The organism is Nocardia sp. NPDC059177 (genome assembly GCF_042755165.1).
Lineage (GTDB): Bacteria > Actinomycetota > Actinomycetes > Mycobacteriales > Mycobacteriaceae > Nocardia.
Genome location: NZ_JBHZBX010000004.1, coordinates 286,024 through 305,911, shown reverse-complemented (window position 1 = coordinate 305,911; position 19,888 = coordinate 286,024). Strand labels below are relative to the sequence as shown.

The following is a 19,888-nucleotide window of genomic DNA, read 5'->3' as shown; positions in this document are numbered from 1 at the left end:
GTGTCCGATCGTAGGTCGGGGGACCGACAACCTCGGGGATCGCTCAGCTGTCGAGCCAGCCGTGTTCGTCGGCGAAGGTGGTGAACCGCTCGCGGATGGTGATGATCTCGGCGGCGGTGAGCGCCGGGGACGCCTCCAGCAGCAGTTCGGTGATCTGGCGGCGCATCTCCTCGGTGCCGAGCCGCTGACCGCCGGAGCGATCCTTGCGCGACTTCGGCGCCGACGGCGCCTGGCCGACGGCGGTCAGGTTGACCGCCTTGGGTCCCCGATCACCTTCGGTGACATCGAATTCGAACAACCGGCCCTGCCGCAGCTCGTCCTCGTCGAGGCCGATGTCGTTGACATGGACGAACACATCCGGCCCACCGTCCTCGGGCCGGATGAACCCGAACCCCCGTGAACCGTCGAACGACACCAATTTTCCGACCGACACCCGACCAGCTCCTCGACTCCGCTTCCCGCAGCCACTCTAACGCGGCATTTGGGCGTTTTACCCGAAAAGTGGTCAGCCGGTGGCCGCCGACGCCCGCGGTATGTGTCCGCGAAGGAGCACAGTCACAATCGGGTAACTTTGCGTTAATGTCCACTCGTTAGCGTTCCAAATCTGTTCGGTGCGGTGTGGAGGTTGCAAGCGAGTGTTCGACCCCGGTGCGGGGATGAGATCGGGGGGATACGACGACGGTCGCGGCGCGCTCGTAGCGACGGCGCGACACGGAGCGGGCGCGGCCTGTTTCCGGCCGCCCGCGCCGCCGGTGGTGCCCTTGGCGCCCCAGCCGCGCCCGGCTCATGTGCCGCTGGCCCCGGCCCAGGAGCGGATGTGGCACGCCGCGCGGCTCGGCCGTTCGGCCGACTGGAATGTCGCCCGGGCCATGCGGATCCAGGGCGCCCCGGTCGACGTGGCCGCCCTGCGCGCCGCGCTGGAACACCTGGTCGCGCGGCACGAGCCGCTGCGGACCCGCTATCCGGTGACCGGCAACGGCCCGGCCCAGGTGGTCGCCGATCCCGCCGGCATCGAGCTCGACGTGGCCGAGCGTGTCGTCGACGAGGACGAACTGCCGCAGGCGGTGGCGGAGCCGGCGGCCCAGGCCTTCGACCTCACCCGCGATCTGCCGGTGCGGGCGCGAATCTTCGTGCTCGGCCCCGACGACGTGGTCCTGGTCCTGGTCGTGCACCACATCTCCGTCGACGGCCGGTCGATGGGCCCGCTGATCCGCGATCTGATCACCGCCTACCTCGCCTGCCGTACCGGGACCGCGCCGCAGTGGGCGCCGCTACCGGTCAGCTACACCGACTACACCCTGTGGAAGCACGCCCAGCTCGGTGAGTTCACCGACGAGTGGAGCCGGGCCACCCACCAGCTGCGCTACTGGGCCAACGCCCTGGCCGGGCGGCCCGCGCTGCTCGATCTGCCCGCGCGCGAACCGCAGTCGCCACCGGTCGATCCGGCGGCGGGCGTGCTGCTGCCGGTCGGGTTCGACGCGCGGACCCACGCGGGTCTGCTGCGCCTGGCCCAGGACGGGCGGGCGAGCCTGTTCATGGTGTTGCAGGCGGCCTTCGCGGTGACGGTCGGCGCGTTCGCGCGCAGCGGCGATGTCACTGTGGCGACAGCGGTGTCGGGCCGTGACCACCGGCTGCTCGACGACCTGGTGGGCAACTTCTCCGACGACGTGCTGATGCGCGTGCGCCTGGACCGCGCCGGCGATGTCGGCGAACTCATCGATCAGGTGCGCCGGGTGGCGCTGGCGGCCTACGCCCACCCCGACACCCCGAACCCCCGGCTCAAACGCTGCCTGCTCCAGGACGCCGCGCTCCCGCTGTTCCAGGCGACGCTCATCCTGCAACGCGCCGAGTCTCCACGCGCCACGGGCACCGAACCCGCACCGGCGCAGGGACTCTCGATCACCGAACTGCCCACCGGGGTGGTTCGCGCCAAGCACGACCTGGAGTTCGCCCTCACCGACCACTACGACCAGCACGGTGCCCCCGCCGGGATCGACGGCTCGTTCCTGTATCCGCTCGCCCGTTTCGACGAGGAGACCGCCGCCCGGTTCGTGGCCCATTTCCATGCTGTCGCGGGGCTGCTCGCCGACGGCTATCGGGGTCCGTTGAGCGCCCTGCTGGCCACCGCGGGCCGGCGCCGCTCGGTGAGTGCGGCGCGGCGGGCGGCGCGGGTCCTGGTGTGAGTCAGCCGCGTTCGAGCGGCAGGCCGGCGTCGCGCCAGGCGACGATCCCGCCGGCGAGGCTGAACGCGTCGTATCCGGCGCGGCGGGCGAGCGCGGCGAACCGCAGCGAGGTCTCACCGACCGGGCACACGAACACCACCGGCCGCGACCGCGAGAACGGCATGCCCTGGGCGAGCAGTTCGTCGAGGTGGTCGTCGCGGATGTTCACCGCGCCCGGTACGTGCCCGACGCGATAGGCCATCGCGCCGCGGGTGTCGACGACCGTCGGCCTGCCGGTGCGGTCCAGTTCGGCCAGTTCGTCCGGAGCGAGCACCGGCGCGGCCTCCTCGGGACCGGGTGGGTCCGGGGCGGCGGGTTTGCCGAACAGGTCGGGCCTGCGTTTGGCGACATAGGACAGATAGGGTTCGAGCCGGTCGCACACGATCAGCACCGCCACCAGCGGCCGGTCGACGGGCCGTGGCGCCGCGGCGAGGGTGCGCAGCGCGGCGGCGTAGCCCGCGCCGCTGGTCGGCCCGGCCAGCACGCCGTACCCGCGGACCAGATCCAGGGTGGCCTCGATCGCGGTCGCCGAGTCGACGGTGACGATCTCGTCGTAGAAGCCGGGCCGGAACAATCCGACATCCCACATCTCGCGTTCGGATCGGATGCCGGGGATGAAGTCGAACCGGTCCGAGACCACGCCGACGGTGCGCAGGTCGGGGTGCTGTGCGCGCAGCGCGGTCGCGGTGCCGCGGGTGGATCCGGTGGTGCCGAGACCGCCGATCAGATAGTCCAGCCGCGCGATTCCGGCCGCGGCGAGGTCGGCCGCGATCTCGGTCCCGGTGCCGTCGTGATGCGCCGCGATATTGCGCTCGTTGGTGTACTGCGAGGGATGGAACCAGCGCTCGGGGGCCTGGCCGGTGGTCTGCTCGATCACCGCCGAGACGTCGTCGGCCGCGTGCGGATCGGGGCATTCCGACAAGCCGGGCAGCTCGACGATCTCGGTGCCGAGCAACTGCAGCAGCTGACGCACCTCGGTCACCCGGATGCGGTTGGTGACCGCGCGCAACGGAATCCCGTGCAGCGCGCCCAGCACCCGCAGCGCCTTGGCGGTATTGCCGCTGGACGCCTCGATGAACGACTGGCCGCGTCCGGCGATCCGGTCGAGATCGTCGCGGATCATCGCCCAGGCGACCCGGTCCTTGACCGACCCGAACGGGTTGTGTGATTCGAGCTTCGCGTAGAGCTCGACGCCGGGCAGTCCGTGGACGGCGGGGTCGAGGCGCAGCAGGGGAGTGTCGCCGATGAGTTCGGTGATGTGGGAGTAGATCATCACCGCGCCCCGGGCCGGTAGTCCGCGTCGGGGCACAGCACGAACCGGCCGTCGTGCCACACCGCGGCGATCTTGGCCGGGGCCGGGTGCATGCTGGCCCCGGCCGCGGACAGATCGGTGTGATAGGCGGCGGTATTGGCGAACACCACCGGGTCGCCGGGAACCGGCATCCGCTCGACCCGCACCTGACGCTGGGTCACCAGATCCCGCTCCAGGCACAGGTGCCCGGCGAAATACACTCCGGCAGGCGCAGATTCGGCCGGTTCGGTGAGTACAAGGGGGTCGATGAGTACCTCCTGGTCGGCGGCGGTGACGGCGTCGCGGCTCAGGTTCAGATGCACCAGCCGCGCGCCGTTGCCCGCCCGCTTGACGAATTCGACCTGGGCCACGGTGATCCCGGCCTGGTCGACGAGCGCCTTGCCGGGTTCGAGCCACAGCTCGAGCAGATTGTCGGCCAGGACCTTGCCCAGCTCCCGGCCGCCGTGACCGGGCAGCGGGGCGGTGAGCAGCTCGGTGAGCAGCGCGGGCGCGGGGTCGGTATTGGCGTACTTGTGGAACACCGCGCCACCGTGGACCACGCCGTCGGCCACGTGATAGCCGAAAGTGCTGGTGCCCCAGTGCAGCACCGGGCCCTGACCGAGCAGCCCGGCGCGCAGTGCGTGATCGTAGGCGTCGTAGCCCGTGGGATCGGCGGTGAAGACCTGACGCAGCCCGCCGCCGATGTCGAGCACGGTCGGGGTCAGGCCCGCGGCGTACGCGCGTTCGATCAGCGCGAGGCATTCCTCGACGGCGCGCACCCGCTCGGCGGTCGACGCGGTGTCGAGGTGGAACGCGACACCGCGCAGCCGCACCCGGTCCCGATGCCGGACCAGCAGCGCCAGTGCGGTGCCGAACTCGGCGAGGTCGACACCGAACCGGCTCGGCGCGCTGCCCGCGAAGCCCGAGACCCGCAACAGGACTTCGGTGGCGCCGAGTCCGGCGAGGGTCTCGAGCTCCCACAGATTGTCGACGTTCACGGTGACGCCCGCGGCCCGGGCCGCCGCGAGCATCCCGGCGCCCTTGGGACCGGTCGCCTCGATCCGGTCGCCGGTGAACCCGGCATCGAGCGCCGAACGCAACTCCGGCGCCGAGGCCACATCGATGCCGATGCCGGCGTGCGCGGCGGTCCTGGCGAAAGCCGCCGAACGATTCACCTTGTGCGCGTAGCAGATTCGGTAGCCCAGCCGCGCACGATCGAGTGCCTCGCGCAGCGCGGCGAGGTTGCCGGTGAACGCCTGCGGGAACACCAGGTGCAGTGGCGACCCGAACTGCCGCAGCGCGGCGCGCACCGCGTCCGGATCCTCGACGAACAGTGCGGCGAGTGGCCCGAGCGCGGCGGGGACGGCGGGCGGGGTCATCCCACCGACGCGCCGGGTACCGGTGCGGGCGCCTCGTCGACGGGGTTGTAGCCGCCGTCGCGCAGCGCCTCGAACACCCGGACCCGATGCCGGGGGCTGCGGACCGGCGCCACCACCCGCTTGGACTCCAGGTCGATCTCGAGCACCGGGATCCGCATCGATTCCAGCAGGGCGGTGATGGTGCGCACGCAGTGCCTGCAGCTCATATCGGGCACGTAGAACACGCCGTCGTCAGCGCGCGGCGCACCGCCGGGCACGGGTTCGGTGGTGTCGGCCACCACCTCGACGGTGCCGGCCAGCGCGGCGACCGCGTCGACGAACCGGTCGACCACCGTCGCCAGCACCTGCCCGCCGCCGCTGTCCACCGCCGCCGGACACGCGGGCCGGGCACCGGGCGGCAGCAACGCGTACTGGCGGGAGATCAGATCGAGGTCGTCATGGTATTTCGCCACCGCCTCCTCGGTGTCGAGTCCCTCCTCGGAGCGTGCCCGGTGCATCACCGCGTGTGCCTCGGCGATGGTCTGCTCCTTCATCGCCCGCAGCACGGCCAGGGAATCGGCGGTGTAGCGCACCCGGCCGTCGGGCTGCGTCTCCAGGCGTACCGGGATCATGCCGCGCCGGTAGGTGGAGGCCTGCAGCTCCCAGAACCAGCGGGTCGCGACCGCGGCGAAGATCCCGGAATCGCGCAGGCCCCTGGCGAATTCGGCGCTGTCTCGATACGGGGTGCCGCCGGCGACGAGCCCGTGCTGGACCAGCGCGCGCCCGGCCGCCTCGACCCCGACCCGGAAGATCTCCAGCGGATCGTGATCGGTCGTGGTGCCGGCGAGCACGGCCTGATCGCCGGCAGGCAGCGCGGCGGCGCGTTCGGCCAGCGCCGAGGCCGCCAGTTCGCGCCAGAGGGTGAGCACGGCCTCCCGGGCGAGGACGGCGAGTTCGGGCCCGGCACCCGCGGTGTGGAAGTACCCGGTGTTCGGGATGCCCGCGGAGTCGGTCCAGGTGATGCGATGGGTCGCGCTGGTCACCTGCTCGGGCCGGCACGGCCGCATGAACCGTTCCAGATACAGCCGCTGCGACTCGGTCAGCGTCTTGCCCGCTTCCGGGCGTAATGCGGTGGCGCGCACCATGATCCGCATCGGTAACCTGGCTTCGGTGGGGGTGAACAGACCGGGGGCCGCCAGCCGGGACAGAATCCGGGAGACGGCGCGGCGGTCGTAGTGCGGCGCGGGGGACGGGCCCATCGGAACTCCTCGGCTCGGGGGACAGGTCGTAGCTCACCGCCCGTGACCGGCGATACCGGCCACGTGGGCGACGAATCGGTCGATCTCGTCGAGGGTGTTGTAGAGGTGGGTGCTCACCCGCACCGAGCCGTCCCCGTCCTCGGCCGCGGGCACACAGTGCGCCCCGGTCCGGACCAGGAACCCGGCATCGGCCAGTACGAAGCCGAGATCGGCCGCGCCGATCCCGTCGAGGGTGAACGAGACGATCCCGTAGCCGACCGCGCACCCGGCGTGTGCGGGCCCCGGCAGGAACTCCAGCCCGGGAATCGGGCGCAGACCCGCGATCAGGCGCAGTGTGAGCTCCCGGTTGTGCGCGGCGACCGCGAACAGATCCACCTCGTCGAGCAGATCGAAAGCCGGTGCGAGCGAGAGGATTCCGGGCAGATTGGGTGTGCCGCCCTCCAGCAGGGCCGGCATGCCGGAGCCGGTCAGGCCCGTCTCGGTGACCCGCACCCCCGAACCGCCGCCCGGCAGGAACGGCCGCAGCCGGTCGTGCACCCGGCGGTGGCAGTACAGCAGACCGGTGCCGGGCGCGGCGAACATCTTGTGCCCGGCGAACACCGCGAAGTCGGCGCCGAGCGCGGTGACGTCCACCGGCAGGTGCCCACCGCTCTGCGAGCAGTCGAAACACAGCAGGATCGCCGGATCGATCCGGCCGCGCAGTTCCTCGAGGGTGCTCAGCCCGCCGTAGACGTGATGCAGGTGACTGGTGGTGATGAGCCGGGTACGCGGACCCACCTGGGCGAGGATGTCGTCGGTGTCGGCCTCGCCGGCCAGGGTGCTGCGGTAGGGGCGCAGCACGATCCGGCGGCCGAACCGGGCCAGGGTGTCGCGCAGGTGATGCCAGGGCAGCACATTGGCGGCGTGATCGGCGGGGTTGTAGAGGATCTCGTCACCGTCGCCGAGCTCGGCCAGCCCCCAGCTGTGCGCGATCGTGCCCAGGCCGGCGGTCGCTCCGCCGGTGAACACGATCTCGTCCGGGTGCCGCGCCCCGAGGAAACCGGCCGCGCGGGTACGGATCGCGGCGACGCGCGCGGCCAGCGCGGTCGACCAGCCGTAGGTGCCGCGGCCCGCGTTGGCGGTGTGCGTGCGGTGGTAGCCGGTGATCGCGGCGATCACGGTCTCCGGCTTCTGGGTGGTGGCCGCGCTGTCCAGATACACCACGCCGGGCTCGGCCAGCGCGGGAAAGCGGTCGCGGATCCCGGCGGGCACCGGGGTCGGCGCGTGCCTGGTCGCGGCGACGGCGAGCTCGGGCCGGAGGGGGTGCACGCGTTCAACGATACGCGCGGACAACACGTTTCGGCCTCGACAACGGTCGAGGTGGTCAGTACCTGCCCTGCAGATAGTCGACCAGGTGCCCGCGTTCCTCGGCGAGTTCGGTGATCTCGCTCTTGACCACGTCGCCGATACTCACGATCCCGACGAGCCGGTCCTGCTGCACCACCGGCATGTGCCGGATGCGCCGCTCGGTCATCACATGCCGCAGCGAGGAGACGTGATCGTCGGGTCCGCAGGTGCGTACCTGCGCGGTCATGATGTCGGTGACCGGCCGATCCAGCAGGTCGGCGCCGTCGGCGTGCAGCCGCCGCACGACATCGCGTTCGGAGACGATCCCGTCGATCGCCGCACCGTCGGGGGACACCACCACCGCGCCGATATTGTGCTCGGCCAGCACGCCGAGCAGGGCGCGCACAGTGGTCCCGGGTGGCACCGTGGCCACCGCCGTTCCTTTGTTCCGCAGGATCTCAGCTATCCGCATGGGCCACTCACCTGGGTCGCACCGGCCGTTCGCCTACCAGCATGCCTCGCCGGCGGGGCGCTGACCAGCACGGGGACGTTACAGCCGGAGCTATTCGTCGTCCAGGCCGGCCGAGAGATAGGCCGCCGCGGCCAGCCACTGCCTGCACTGCGGTCCGTGCACATCGTGCTGACGTAACATCTCGCGGGCCTGGCGATAGGTGAGACTGTGCGGCTCGTCGTTGCAGGCGGTGGGCGGCGCGACGGCCGCACCGACGTGTCGCGGGATCTCGAGGCCGGTGGTTCCGGCCGAGATCCGGCGGGGTGTTCGAAACGGACTGCTCATCCGAGGCCCCTCGCATCCGGCGCCGGCGGGTCGGTCCGGCTGGTTCTGCCGTCGACCATCCGGTGATCTAGAGCGCCGAGTCTACGGCCGATTCCTTTGCAGATGCAAGAACATCTGGACGCCCGCTCTCGGCGTGTCGGCGGTTCGATCGGCTTGTGGCGCTTGCGAATTCAGGGGACTGGACGTCACCTCTTCGGTGACTCCGCAGGCCGTGACGCCGGGTAAGTACCGACCGGTGCGCGGTGTGGTCCGGCGTGTTAGTGTCCGCGTCGAAACATGCATATGCAAGAACGTTTGAGCGTGCATCTGCAAAGTTCGTACCGATGGGCATCATTCGAGAACGAGGAGTGTGGCGTGTCCGGAATCCACCATGATCAGCGCGAACGCCCGGGCGTCGGCGCGTGGCGAAAGAGCACCTACAGCAACCCCAGCGGAAACTGCGTCGAACTCGCCGAGGCGACCGACGGTTCGGTGGCCGTACGCAACTCGCGCGACCCCCAGGGCTCGGTGATCTACTACACCCGGCCCGAAATCGACGCGTTCATCCGCGGCGCGAAGGCCGGAGAGTTCGACTATCTGACCCAGTGATCGGTAATATCGGCGTCCATGACGGCTGAACCCGACGAGATCGGTCGCGTACAACCGGTTGTCGACCGCGGCCCCACCGTGCTGCGGATCGCACTCGGTGGCCAGTTGCGCAAGCTCCGCGAAGGCAAGGGCATCACCCGTGAGGCCGCGGGCGAGGCGATCCGCGGCTCGCACGCCAAGATCAGCCGACTCGAGCTGGGCCGCACCGGTTTCAAGGAACGCGACATCCGTGATCTGCTCACCCTCTACGGTGTGCACGACGTCGGGGAGCGTGAATCCTTCTTCGAACTGGCCAGGCAGGCAAGCGAACCCGGCTGGTGGCATCGCTACAGCGATCTGCTGCCGTCGTGGTTCAGCACCTACCTCGGTCTCGAGCAGGCCGCCAGCCAGATCCGCACCTACGAGGCCCAGCTGGTGCCCGGCCTGCTGCAGACGCCGGAGTACACCAGGGCCATCGTGACCCTCGGGTTCGACGACCCCGACACCGAACGCCGGGTGCAGGTCCGCCAGCTCCGCCAGGACGTCCTGCGCAGGGTCGACCCGCCGGTCGTGTGGGCGGTGATCGACGAGGCGGTGCTGCACCGTCCGATCGGTGGGCGCGAGGTGCACCGGGCGCAGCTGCGTTACCTGGCCGACCTGTCGCTGCTGCCGAATGTGACCGTGCAGGTGCTGCCGTACTCGGCCGGCGGGCACGCGGCGGCGGGGAGTTCGTTCTCCATCCTGCGTTTCGCCGAACCCGAGCTGCCCGACATCGTCTACCTCGAGCAGCTCACCAGTGCGCTGTACCTCGATCGCAGGCAGGACCTGGCGCTGTACCTGTCGGTGATGGACCAGCTCAGCGTGCAGGCCGCACGGCCGGACCGCTCGCGCGAGATCCTGCTGGATTACTCCGAGCGAGCGTGATCGTTCGGCAGCGCCGCTGACGCCGACCGGCCATCGTGCCGGTCGGCGTTGTCGTGCCGGTCCAGCGGGTCAGTATCGGATACAGCCTGCGGCGATCCGCCAGAAAGTATCGGGAGCCAGCGTCTGCAGGTCCCAGTCGTCGGCCATCTCGTGCGCGGTCGTCACGATCCGGTCGATATCGAAATCGTTGCGGGTCGCGGCACCGGTGGATTCCACGGCATCGATGACGAAGGCGATCGCGGTTTCTCTGGAGAATCCCGCGGCAACGGGAAAAGTGCGATCGGCGAGGCCGAACCGGCCCTTGGTGTTGTTCATATGAGCGCCCCTGTGCATTAGGCAGTGGCAAACCCAGGGCAACTAATACCCCGGGTATGCCGCTCGCGGCCTCCCCTGACTATCCCCTGAATTGTGTTGCGGCCCTGAGTTTAGGACGGGGAGACTTTCGGATGCAAGCACATCTGCACGATCGATTGCGTCTCGATGCTGCGCATTTTCAAGCTTCTGAGCGGCGAATCCCCGGTTGTGTTCCCGTGATCGGCCAGGCCTCGCGAGGCGCGGGCGTGTGACCGGCGGTTCATCGATGACAATGGCTGTCGCGACCCTGTCGACGGGGTGATGCGGGTGGCTGCGAAATGGGAATTGGATTGCGATAGTTAATTTTCGGCTATCGGCAAGGCGGCTATCGCCGTGTCGATCGGCACCGCGCCGGAGACCAGTTCGAGTGTCCGCCGAAAAGTGTTGTCCGCGACCAAGATCGACGCAAGTGTGGCGGCCACGTCGGCACGCGGGATATCGGCGCGGGGAATCGGCGGCGGTCCGAGCGTGACCATTCCGTTGCCTGCCGTATCGGTCAGCCTGCCGGGCCGCACGATCGTCCAGTCGAGTGCGCGGGCGCGCAGATCCTGCTCGGCGCGGGTCTTGGCGTCGAGGTAGGCGGCCCACACCTCGTCGGTCCCCGGCGCGGGCGCCACGCCGGCGCCCATGGTGGAGATCTGCACGAACCGGCGCACGCCGGTCCGTTCGGCGGCCGCGGCGAGCTGGACCGATCCGCCGAGATCGACGGTGTACTTGCGCTCGACGCCGCTGCCCGGCCCGGCGCCCGCGGCGAAGACCACCGCGTCCGACCCGGCGATGGCGGCGTCCAGGTCGGCGGCGGAATCGCGCTCCATGTCGTAGATGACCGGGACGCCGCCGGTCGCGACGATGTCGGGGGCCTGGGCTGGATCACGGATCAGCGCGTTGACCTGGTCGCCGCGGCGGGTCAGCCGCTGCGCCAGCAGCAGGGCGATCTTGCCGTGTCCGCCGGAGATGACGATGCGCATGCGAGGTGCTCCTTTCGGGCGGTCAGCGTTCCGGGCCGCCGGGGTTGCAATTGGCCGACACCGTGGCCGGATAGCCGACGGCCGGCCGCCACGGTTCGAGATTCCAGCTCGGCTTGTCGGGCGCGACCATCCTCGCCCACACCCAGTGGCAGCGGAACTGGTCGTACATGCCCGGTGCGTCCGCGGTGGCGTCCAGGGCCAGGATCTCCTGCCAGGCGAGTTGTTCGGCGGTGGGCGCGGTGGTCTTGCGGCCGGCGACGGTGGGGTAGACCTGCAGCCGGGCACCGTCGACGCTCTCGGTCCAGCTCACCGAGTCGATCAGTGGCAGTCCCGCATAGGGGTCCACGGTGGTGGTGGGTGGTGCGATGGTGACCGGGGTGTCGAGGGTGGTCCGGGTGGGGGACGAGGTCGTGGTGGCGGGGGCGGCGGGTTCGTCGCCGGCCGGGCCGCATGCGGTGAGAACGGTCATCGCGCACAGTGCCTGCGCGGTTCGGTGGAACCACCGTGTCACGAACGCCTCCTGGTCTCCCGCGGCGTAGACGCACACCGCCCGGCCAGCCTAGTGCGGCGGGCCGGGCGGTGCCGGTGGCTTGCGGATCAGTGCCAGAGCGAACTGCAGGGCAGGCGGCGCAGTCCGGGCCCGACGCGACCGTCGACGGTCACCAGCAGACCGGCCGCCACTGCCGCCGAGGTGAACTCCCAGGCCTCGGCCTGGGTCGCCGCGTATTGCAGCACCAGCGCGTCCTGCGGGGTGGGGCCGTCGAAGTAGACGGTGATCCGCCGCGTCGGTATCTCGTTCGGGTCGAGGTGGCGCTGGGTCGCGGCGATGTTCTCGTCGGTGCGAATCATGGCGTGCTCCTTCTGCCCCGGCGCTGGTGAGCGCCTTCCTACTCGACAGTAGGGCCTGAACCATCGAGCGGAACATGTTCTGGTTTTCGCCTGGATATCTCACAGTTCGTCCGGTGGCGCCGCGGTGCATCGACCATACGGGCACAGCGCCGCCCTGCCTCCGGTCACAGCATCGTCATACCTGATTTGTGAGCCTCGCCGATGTCTCGGCAAACCGGCGCCGACGGGCCACGGTACCGGTCACGATCGGCATCGACCGCAACGACACGGGAGGGGACAACCGGATGACCTGGATTGGCGCGAGAGGACACGCCCGGCCAGGGCGGGTCGTGCTGGGCGTGGTGGTGGCGATGCTGTCGGCACTCGTCCCGGCCACGGCGGGGCACAGCGCACCGCTCTACCCGGCCGCCGATCCCGATCCGATCTACGCCCAACCCGCCGGCCTGGCCGAGCATCGTCCCGGCGACGTGCTCGCGGTCCGGGCGATGCCGCCGCTGGCGATGTTCCCCGACACGAGCGTCACCCTGATCCAGTTCCGTTCGACCGACTCCACCGGCGACCCGATCGCCGCGACCACCACCGTCCTGCAACCGAACAACCAGCCCGCCGACGCGCCGGTGCTGTCCTATCAGCACATCATCAACGGCCTCGGCGTGCAGTGCTCGGTGTCCAAGGTGCTCTACACCGACGACCCGAATCTGATGGTGCGCGAGGCGGTCTTCTGGAATATCGCCCTGCGCCGCGGCTGGACCATGGCCTTGCCCGATCACCTCGGTCCCAACTACGCCTATGGCGCGGCCAAACTGGGTGGCCAGGTGACGCTGGACGGGATCCGGGCGATCCGGCAGGTCGAGCAGCTGCGGGTGGCGCACAGCCGGATCGCGATGGCCGGCTACTCCGGTGGCGGCATGGCGACCGCGTGGGCCGCCGCCCTGCAACCGGCCTACGCGCCCGATGTCGAGATCGCCGGCGCGGCGATGGGCGGGGTTCCGATGAACCTGGTCACCATGCTGGAGGGACTCGGGTTCGGCCCGCACCCGGTCTTCGGCTTGGCGCTGGCGGCGGGGATCGGGCTGGAACGGGAGTATCCCGAACGCTTTCCGATCAGCGAGCAGATGAACCCGCGCGGACTGGCGGCCCGTGCCGCGATCGCGAACGCCTGCACCAACGACATCCTCAGCGTGGGCGCGGGTCACGGCATCCTCGACTTCGCGGCGACGACCTCGCTGGTCGACGATCCACGCGCCCACGCGGTGGTCGAGGAGAACAGCCTCGAGCTCTACGACGGCGCGCCGACCATGCCGGTGTTCGAATGGCATTCGCCCATCGACGGTTTGATCCCCGTCGACGCGATCACCGCCACGATGCGCCGATGGTGCGCGGCAGGCGCGCCGGTGGTCACCCAATCGACCCCGACCCCCGATCACCTGACCGCCGCTGTGCTCGGACTGCCGTCCGCGGTGGGCTGGCTCGACGCGCGCTTGCGCGGCGAACCGGCACCCAGCACCTGCTGAGCGAGACCACCGCCGGCCGCGCGCGTTGTTGCGATCGGGCGGCGGTGCGCACACGACTCGGGCACGACGCCCGGACCGCACCGCCGCGCGGGCTACCGTTGGTGCACTGACGGCGGGCGTTCTTGGGGGAGGTTCGGCGGGATTCGAAGCACCGCAACACGTCACGTCTGTCGACGATTCCGTCGCCACCCGAAGGCGTGTGTGCCATGAGATCTCTGCGTGTGCTTGCCAGCTCGATCGTGTTGCTCTGTTCGTTCGCCGTCGGCACCGCCGCGGCCGAGCCGCCACCGACACCCGAATTCCCGGTGCCACAGCCCGGTTCGCCCGGCTTCCTGCCCGACCTGCAACGCTGGATCGATCGGATCATCCCCTCGCCGATCCAGACCGACGCCACCGCAGGCGATTCCGCCGCGGAGCTGGCCGCGCTGCATGCCGCGGCGCTGCCGTCACCGGTCGGTGACCCGATGTTCGACCAGTGGCCCGACGGTTTGGCCGACCGGACGCCCGGCGAACTGATCGAGGTCCGTGACATCAGGGCCACCGCGGGCCCGCTGGCGCTGGTGCCGCTGCGGTCGGCCTCGCTGCTGAAGTTCCGGACCGAGGACGCGCTGGGCCGCCCGTCCTTCGCCACCGCGACCCTGCTGGTGCCCGCCACCGACTGGACGGGCCCGGGTGACCGCCCGGTCCTGGTCAACAATCTGCCCATCGACGCCCTCGGCCGCGCCTGCACCCCGGGCTACACCCTCGCGCACGGCCTCACCTGGGACACCAATTCGACCGACTTCTTCCCGCCGACCACCCAGCTGGCAGCCCTGCGCGGATACGCGGTGCTGGTACCGGACCACGAAGGTCCGTGGATGGCCTACGCCGAGCCGTACACGGCCGGGCACGCGGTGCTCGACGCGATCCGGGCCGTGCGCGGGTCCGACCCGGCCTTCGACACGAGCCGGTTCGCGATGACCGGCTATTCCGGCGGTGCCATCGCCACCCATGGCGCGGTCAAGCTGATCGAGCCCTACGCACCGGAACTGGCCGAGGTGATCGTGGGCGCGGCCCTGGGCGGTGTGCCCGCCGATTTCGAGATCCTCTCGCGCAGTATGAACGCCAATCTCGCCTCCGGGGTATTCATGGCGGCGACCTTCGCGATCGGCCGCGAACGCCCCGAGATCCTGTCCGCGATGAACAATCTCGCGCGTTGGGTCGCGACCTCGCCGATGAAAGACCAGTGCATCGGCGTGTTCGCGATCCCCGGCGTGCTGCAACTGCCGATCGATATCGGCGCCAACATCATCGATCCGCTGCGCTCGGAACTGGCCGTCGAGATCTACGAGATCACCCGGATGGCGGGGCTGCGCTCGACGGCACCGCTCTACATCTACAACGGGGAACAGGAGTTCTGGATCCCGGCGTCCGGGGCCCGCAACCTCTACAACGAACAGTGCTCGCTGGGCGCGAACGCGGTGTACCGCAGCGTCTTCGGCGAACACGTGATCGGCGCGGTCACCGGCTATCCGGAGGCGATGCTGTGGCTGGACGAGCGGTTGCAGGGGGTCGCGGCCCGCAGCGAATGCTGAGCCGCGAGAGATAGCCGAAAAATTCCTGTGCGCGATCATGGGGTTTTCCGGGGAGTGCGGTGACCTGCCCAGAACAAAGGTGGGCGGCCCGATTTCGTGAATTCCCGGCTTTATGTTCGTTTCGGTTTCGACGAGCCATTCGTTCGCCGCTCCAGAAAAGGGCTGACGAATTATCGAATCGCACAGGAAGACAACCCAGACGATGAAATCTCCCAGTCGCAGACGCACAGTGCAGACGGCGGTGCTCACCGGCGTCAGCGCACTCGCGTTCGCCCTCGGTGGCGGGGGCGCCTCCGCGTCTCCGGCCGCCGCGCCGACCGAACACGATCTCGCCGAAGTGATGTCGGGCAGCCCGGTCGCCGGCACCGGCTCGGCCTGCACCTCCGGCAGTGGCGCCGGCTCGGGCAACGGATCGGGCAACTGCTACGGCGGTTCCGGATCCAGCTCGGGATCCTCCGGCTCCAAGGCCACCGACACCATCGGCGTCGGACCGGCCAAAACCGCGTTCCTCGACGCGTTCGCCTACGGGCTCTCCCACGGTGACGTGGCGCCCCCCGGCGCCAACGACTGGGGCTGCAAGCCCACCGCCGACAAGCCGCGCCCGGTGGTGCTGCTGCACGGCACCTGGATGAACGCCTACAACAGCTACGCGTACATGGGCCAGCCGATCAAGGACGCCGGGCTGTGTACTTTCACCTTCAACTACGGCCGCTCCGGCCTGGTCGAGGGCGGCGGCCTCGGTTCGCTGCTGCCCGGCGTGATGGGCACCGGTCTCATCCAGGATTCCGCCGACCAGCTCGCCACCTTCGTCGACCGGGTCCTCGCGGCCACCGGCGCCGGCGAGGTCGACATCGTCGCCCACTCCCAGGGCGGGTCGATGGCCAACTGGTACACCAAGTACGACGGCGGCGCGGCCAAGGTCAAGAACCTCATCACCTACGGCGCCACCCACCACGGCACCAGCCTCGACGGTATCGGCGCGCTGGGCCGGGCCATCAACAACCTCGGCATCGACGTGCTCGGCCTGGTCGAGATCTTCGTCGGGCACTCCGGCATCCAGCAGACCATCGGCTCGGACTTCGTCAACGAGCTCAACGCCAACGGTGACACCGTCGCCGGCGTCGACTACACCGTGGTCGGCACCCGCTACGACGAGGTCACCAACCCCTACGAACTGACGTTCCTGCAGGCGGGCCCCGGCGCCACCGTCGACAACATCACCCTGCAGGAAGGCTGCGAACAGGACCTCTCCGACCATCTCACGATGATGTACTCCCCGCGCGCGCTCTCGATCGCGCTGCGCGCGCTGGACCCGGCCGGCCACCCGGATCTGGTCTGCGCGAGCAACCCGTGGCTGCTCGGCGGCAGCGGCGACAGCGGAAGCAGCAGCGGCAGCAGCGGAAGCAGCAGCGGCAGCGGCGAGTGACACACGATGAAGGCGCTGCCCGCGATCGGCGGGCAGCGCCTTCATCGTCGGGATCGTCAGGCAGCGCTGCGGTAGCTGCGGGCCACCAGCGCCGAACGCAGGTACCACAGGCCGGAGGGCTGGGTCGGGTCGAAGCCGGTGAGCTGACCGATCCGCTTGAGCCGGTAGTCGACGGTATTGGTGTGCACGTGCAGCACGCGCGCGGTGCGCTGCCGGTTGAGGTTGTTGGCGATGTGGCGCTGCAGTGTTTCGAGCAGCTCGGGGTACTGATCCAGCGGATCGAGCAGCGAGCCGAGGAACTCCCGGCCCGGGCCGGGACGGGTGAGCTGGTACTCCAGCGCGAGCTCGTCGAAGCGGTACAGCCCGGAGGTGACCTCCAGGCGCTGCACCATGTCGAGCAGTTCGTGGGACTGGTCGGCGGCGTCGGGGACCCCGGTGCTCGAGGTCTCGACCATGGCCGCGGTGATCCCGACCTGGGCGGCGTGCGAGAGCTGGGCGACCAGGGCGGCGAGCCCGTCGCGATCGAAGGTCTCGGCCGGGATGAGCACGGTGCCGCCGTCGACGCTGAGCAGCGACAGTGCCGTCTCACCGCAGCGTTTGGCCAGCTCGGCCTGGACGCGGCGCAGCTTGCGGCGGGCCACCACCTTGGCGTCGAGCGCCGGGTTGGCTTCCTCGCGGTGCGGCGGGATCGCCAGGGCGAGCACCGCGTAGGTGTCGGCGATCGCGATGCCGCACTCGCGGGCCATGGTGGAGGTGCTGTGCCCACCCAGCAGCGCGGAGGTCAGCGTGTGCACCGCGGTGTGGTGTTCGCTGACGACGCCGCGCAGCTCGCGGACATAGGCCAGCGAGACCTGCGCGGTGATGGTGTCGAGCAGCTCCATCACCACCTTGATGCCGTCGACCAGGTTGTCGTAGTCCTTCACCGACGCGCTCGACACCACCAGGTCCAGGCCGATCTTGAAGCCCTCGGAAATCGAGTGGTGGATCGTGTCGATCGGCACGCCCTCCCTGGCCCAGCCGCTGGCGGCGTCCTGCAGGCGCTGCAGCGTGTTGGGGATGTCGCGGCCGTCGAGCATGCTGACCGCGAACTCGAGGCAGATGCGGGTGATGGTGGTGACGTCACCGGAGATGGCGTCGCCGGGCAACGTGCCGCAGGGGGCGACATTGGCGACGAAGTGACCGACCATCTGCCGCGACAGGGCCCGGACATCCTTGAGTGGCGAGGACATCGGCCGCCCGGAGATCGTCAGCGATTGCCGGGGTGGGTTGTCAACGGACATCTGTGGTTCCCTTCGCCTGTTTCCGGCTGTAACCCCCCCGCCGTCCAGCGCCTTCACCCTAGCCAACGGGCGCCCGAAGTGGAATGGATTGTCCGCTTATGGGTACGCCGATGACGTCCCACGGCCGCGTTGGTGACCAGTCACAAGTCTGGTCGATCGCAATCGGGGGTTGTAGAGTTCACCGCGCCGGAACGAACCGATAGGGGCACCATGATGCGACCTGCCGTCCGTTGTCTGGTCTGGGAACTGGACGAAACCCTGTGGGACGGTGTGATCCACGACGGGACCAGCACCGCGCTGCGCCCACAGGCAGTGCGGACGTTGACGAAGCTGAGCGAGCGCGGCCTGCTGCATGCCGTCGCCGCGCGCGGAGATCGTGCGCGTACCCTGCGCGCGCTCTACCGGCACGGCCTCTACGAGGTGTTCTCGGCGGTCGAGATCGGCTGGGGCCGCAAGTCCGCGTCGATCGTGCGCATCGCCGACACCCTCGGCCTCGGCCTGGACGGGTTGGCCTTCGTCGACGCCGAACCGGTGGAACGCGCCGAGGTCTCGCGGGCGCTGCCGATGGTGCGCTGCTACGCCGCACGCAATGTCGACATGCTGCCTCTGCTGCCGGATTTCCGCCACGACCTGCGGTCGGGTCCGCTCCCGACGCCGCCGCTCGGCTTCGCGCGGGTTCCCGCCCGCTGACGGCGCGAATTCGATTGCGCGCGAGGAGTTCCCGCAAGCGCTGCGGGTATGCGTCGAGTGCAATTGTGCACAGCGTGCCGAATCAGGTCCCGAGGTCAGGGCAGTAGCGCGAGAGCGAGACCGGCCAGCCGGTGCGGGTCGGCGACCACGTCGTAGGCGTCGATCCGTCCCGCCCGCACGACGAAGGTGACCACGAACAGCGGCCTGCCCGCGCGGACCACGACCAGCCCGGGCCTGCCGTCGACGAGCACCAGCGCCGCCTCACGCGAACGCTGCCGCAGCACAATCGTGCCCTCCGCCACCGCGGCGGCGCCCCTGACCAGCGCGGCCATCCCCGGCGGGAGCGCCGCCGGATCGGCCGACCGCACCACATCGGGCGCGAGCACCGCCAGCAGGCCCGCCAGATCACCCTCGCGCGCCGCCTTCAGGAAGGCGGCCACCACCGCGTGCTGCGCCGCCAGTTCGGTGGTCGCGATCCGCGCGGGCGCGTGCACCCGCAGCCTGGCCCGGCTGGCGAGCTTCTTGGTCGTGGCCGGTGTCCGCCCGAGCATCGGGGCGAGCTCGGCGAACGGCACGGCGAACAGGTCGTGCAGCACGAACGCCACCCGTTCGGCCGGGCCGAGCGCATCGAGGACGACCAGCAACGCGCGACCGACCTCGTCGGCGAGCAGCGCGTCGTCCTCGGGATCGGCGCCGGGACCGGTGGCTCGCACGTCGTCGACCTCCGGGGTCTCGCCCCGCCTGCCGCGTGCGCGCAGCAGATCCAGGCAGATCCGGGACACGACCGTGGTGAGCCAGCCGTCGAGATCGCCGATCTCGCCGGCCGCGACGCGGTCCAGCCGCAGCCACGCCTCCTGGACGACGTCGTCGGCCTCGGCGGCGGTCCCGAGCATCCGGTAGGCCAGGCCGCGCAGCCGGTGCCGACGCTGTTCGAAGGCGTGCGCGAGCGCATCCGGGTGCATCGGTCACCTTTCGGCCGGCCCGTTCGTCCTCGGATGGACGGCGGTCGCCGTCGCTCACCGTAGACCGGAGGAACCACATCGTGCACACGAGCTTTGTCGTCGTCACCGTGCTCGCCGCGCTGGCCCCGCTGATCGCTGCGGCGGTCGACGTCGTCGGCGCCGGCTGGGTCCGCGAGAACATGCGCCGCTACGGCGTCGCGCCCTGGGCGCTCACCCCGCTGGCCGTGATCAAGGCAGCCGGTGGCCTCGCGCTGCTGGCCGGGCTCGCCTGGCGGCCGCTGGCGATCGCCGCCGCGGCCGGGCTGGTGCTGTATTTCCTCGGCGCCGAACTCACCGTCTGGCGAGCGCGCTGCTACAGCCACCTCGGCTATCCGCTGCCGTATCTGCTGCTCGCCGCGGCCGCGCTGACGCTGGCCGTGGCCTGAGGCGGTGGTGGGGGGGCCCGCCCGCGCCCCCCCCCCCCCCCCGGGCCGACCCCCCCCTTACACCCCCCCCCCCCAGGCAGCCCCCCCGGTGGCAAACCCCCGT

21 protein-coding genes are annotated in these 19,888 nt (G+C 70.2%); 8 read left to right on the top strand and 13 right to left on the bottom strand.

The window, feature by feature from the left end; translation table 11 throughout:
- Positions 1-43: 43 nt before the first annotated feature.
- Positions 44-433, bottom strand: a complete 390-nt coding sequence (locus ACFXK0_RS07885) for a cold-shock protein (protein ID WP_379409155.1) — start codon at positions 431-433, stop codon at positions 44-46.
- 223 nt (positions 434-656) lie between these two features.
- Here ACFXK0_RS07885 and ACFXK0_RS07880 point away from each other — a divergent pair, with 223 nt between their 5' ends.
- On the top strand, positions 657-2,183 hold the full coding sequence (locus ACFXK0_RS07880; protein ID WP_379409154.1) for a condensation domain-containing protein: 1,527 nt from the start codon (positions 657-659) through the stop codon (positions 2,181-2,183).
- Between the two features lies 1 nt (position 2,184).
- Here ACFXK0_RS07880 and ACFXK0_RS07875 read toward each other — a convergent pair whose 3' ends face one another.
- From ACFXK0_RS07875 to ACFXK0_RS07850, 6 genes are all read right to left on the bottom strand, one after another.
- Positions 2,185-3,495 carry a pyridoxal-phosphate dependent enzyme gene (locus ACFXK0_RS07875; RefSeq protein WP_379409152.1) on the bottom strand — a complete coding sequence of 437 codons (1,311 nt, stop codon included), beginning with the start codon at positions 3,493-3,495 and terminating at the stop codon, positions 2,185-2,187.
- Complete coding sequence (locus ACFXK0_RS07870; RefSeq protein ID WP_379409151.1) at positions 3,495-4,892, bottom strand: decarboxylase; 1,398 nt, start codon at positions 4,890-4,892, stop codon at positions 3,495-3,497. Before ACFXK0_RS07870 ends, ACFXK0_RS07875 begins: the two co-directional genes overlap by 1 nt.
- Positions 4,889-6,130 (bottom strand): heavy-metal-associated domain-containing protein, encoded by a 1,242-nt coding sequence (locus ACFXK0_RS07865; RefSeq protein ID WP_379409149.1) that lies wholly within the window; start codon positions 6,128-6,130, stop codon positions 4,889-4,891. Before ACFXK0_RS07865 ends, ACFXK0_RS07870 begins: the two co-directional genes overlap by 4 nt.
- Positions 6,131-6,163: 33 nt before the next feature.
- On the bottom strand, positions 6,164-7,438 hold the full coding sequence (locus tag ACFXK0_RS07860) for an aminotransferase class V-fold PLP-dependent enzyme (protein ID WP_379409148.1): 1,275 nt from the start codon (positions 7,436-7,438) through the stop codon (positions 6,164-6,166).
- A 55-nt stretch (positions 7,439-7,493) separates the two neighbouring features.
- Positions 7,494-7,928 (bottom strand): CBS domain-containing protein, encoded by a 435-nt coding sequence (locus tag ACFXK0_RS07855; RefSeq protein ID WP_379409147.1) that lies wholly within the window; start codon positions 7,926-7,928, stop codon positions 7,494-7,496.
- A 90-nt stretch (positions 7,929-8,018) separates the two neighbouring features.
- Positions 8,019-8,252 carry a hypothetical protein gene (locus ACFXK0_RS07850; protein ID WP_379409145.1) on the bottom strand — a complete coding sequence of 78 codons (234 nt, stop codon included), beginning with the start codon at positions 8,250-8,252 and terminating at the stop codon, positions 8,019-8,021.
- Between the two features lie 354 nt (positions 8,253-8,606).
- Between ACFXK0_RS07850 and ACFXK0_RS07845 the strand changes: the two genes are divergently transcribed.
- Both ACFXK0_RS07845 and ACFXK0_RS07840 read left to right on the top strand, forming a co-directional pair.
- Positions 8,607-8,840: a DUF397 domain-containing protein gene (locus tag ACFXK0_RS07845; protein ID WP_379409144.1), complete on the top strand. Its 234-nt coding sequence runs from the start codon at positions 8,607-8,609 to the stop codon at positions 8,838-8,840.
- Positions 8,841-8,858: 18 nt separating this feature from the next.
- Positions 8,859-9,743, top strand: coding sequence for a helix-turn-helix domain-containing protein (locus ACFXK0_RS07840; protein WP_379409143.1), 885 nt, complete (start codon positions 8,859-8,861; stop codon positions 9,741-9,743).
- 69 nt (positions 9,744-9,812) lie between these two features.
- On the opposite strand, the gene ACFXK0_RS07835 is transcribed toward ACFXK0_RS07840, so the two are convergent.
- From ACFXK0_RS07835 to ACFXK0_RS07820, 4 genes are all read right to left on the bottom strand, one after another.
- The gene (locus ACFXK0_RS07835) at positions 9,813-10,058 is read right to left on the bottom strand and encodes a hypothetical protein (RefSeq protein WP_379409142.1); all 246 of its coding nucleotides are present in this window, start codon (positions 10,056-10,058) and stop codon (positions 9,813-9,815) included.
- A 338-nt stretch (positions 10,059-10,396) separates the two neighbouring features.
- The gene (locus ACFXK0_RS07830; protein WP_379409140.1) at positions 10,397-11,065 is read right to left on the bottom strand and encodes an SDR family oxidoreductase; all 669 of its coding nucleotides are present in this window, start codon (positions 11,063-11,065) and stop codon (positions 10,397-10,399) included.
- Positions 11,066-11,087: 22 nt separating this feature from the next.
- On the bottom strand, positions 11,088-11,576 hold the full coding sequence (locus tag ACFXK0_RS07825; protein ID WP_379409139.1) for a DUF2599 domain-containing protein: 489 nt from the start codon (positions 11,574-11,576) through the stop codon (positions 11,088-11,090).
- 86 nt (positions 11,577-11,662) lie between these two features.
- Positions 11,663-11,914, bottom strand: coding sequence for a hypothetical protein (locus ACFXK0_RS07820; protein WP_379409138.1), 252 nt, complete (start codon positions 11,912-11,914; stop codon positions 11,663-11,665).
- A 284-nt stretch (positions 11,915-12,198) separates the two neighbouring features.
- On the opposite strand from ACFXK0_RS07820, the gene ACFXK0_RS07815 reads away from it, so the two are divergent.
- The 3 genes from ACFXK0_RS07815 (at position 12,199) to ACFXK0_RS07805 (ending at position 16,428) form a co-directional block, all read left to right on the top strand.
- Positions 12,199-13,428 carry a lipase family protein gene (locus tag ACFXK0_RS07815; RefSeq protein WP_379409136.1) on the top strand — a complete coding sequence of 410 codons (1,230 nt, stop codon included), beginning with the start codon at positions 12,199-12,201 and terminating at the stop codon, positions 13,426-13,428.
- A gap of 206 nt (positions 13,429-13,634) precedes the next feature.
- Positions 13,635-15,002 carry a lipase family protein gene (locus tag ACFXK0_RS07810; RefSeq protein ID WP_379409135.1) on the top strand — a complete coding sequence of 456 codons (1,368 nt, stop codon included), beginning with the start codon at positions 13,635-13,637 and terminating at the stop codon, positions 15,000-15,002.
- 202 nt (positions 15,003-15,204) lie between these two features.
- Complete coding sequence (locus ACFXK0_RS07805; protein ID WP_379409133.1) at positions 15,205-16,428, top strand: esterase/lipase family protein; 1,224 nt, start codon at positions 15,205-15,207, stop codon at positions 16,426-16,428.
- A gap of 56 nt (positions 16,429-16,484) precedes the next feature.
- Here ACFXK0_RS07805 and ACFXK0_RS07800 read toward each other — a convergent pair whose 3' ends face one another.
- Entirely contained in the window at positions 16,485-17,708 is a 1,224-nt protein-coding gene (locus tag ACFXK0_RS07800; RefSeq protein WP_379409131.1) for a PucR family transcriptional regulator, read from the bottom strand.
- 210 nt (positions 17,709-17,918) lie between these two features.
- Between ACFXK0_RS07800 and ACFXK0_RS07795 the strand changes: the two genes are divergently transcribed.
- Entirely contained in the window at positions 17,919-18,398 is a 480-nt protein-coding gene (locus ACFXK0_RS07795) for an HAD-IIIC family phosphatase (protein WP_379409130.1), read from the top strand.
- A gap of 95 nt (positions 18,399-18,493) precedes the next feature.
- Here ACFXK0_RS07795 and ACFXK0_RS07790 read toward each other — a convergent pair whose 3' ends face one another.
- Positions 18,494-19,360, bottom strand: coding sequence for a sigma-70 family RNA polymerase sigma factor (locus ACFXK0_RS07790; protein ID WP_379409128.1), 867 nt, complete (start codon positions 19,358-19,360; stop codon positions 18,494-18,496).
- An 80-nt stretch (positions 19,361-19,440) separates the two neighbouring features.
- Here ACFXK0_RS07790 and ACFXK0_RS07785 point away from each other — a divergent pair, with 80 nt between their 5' ends.
- Positions 19,441-19,785 carry a DoxX family protein gene (locus ACFXK0_RS07785; RefSeq protein WP_379409127.1) on the top strand — a complete coding sequence of 115 codons (345 nt, stop codon included), beginning with the start codon at positions 19,441-19,443 and terminating at the stop codon, positions 19,783-19,785.
- Positions 19,786-19,888: the final 103 nt, after the last annotated feature.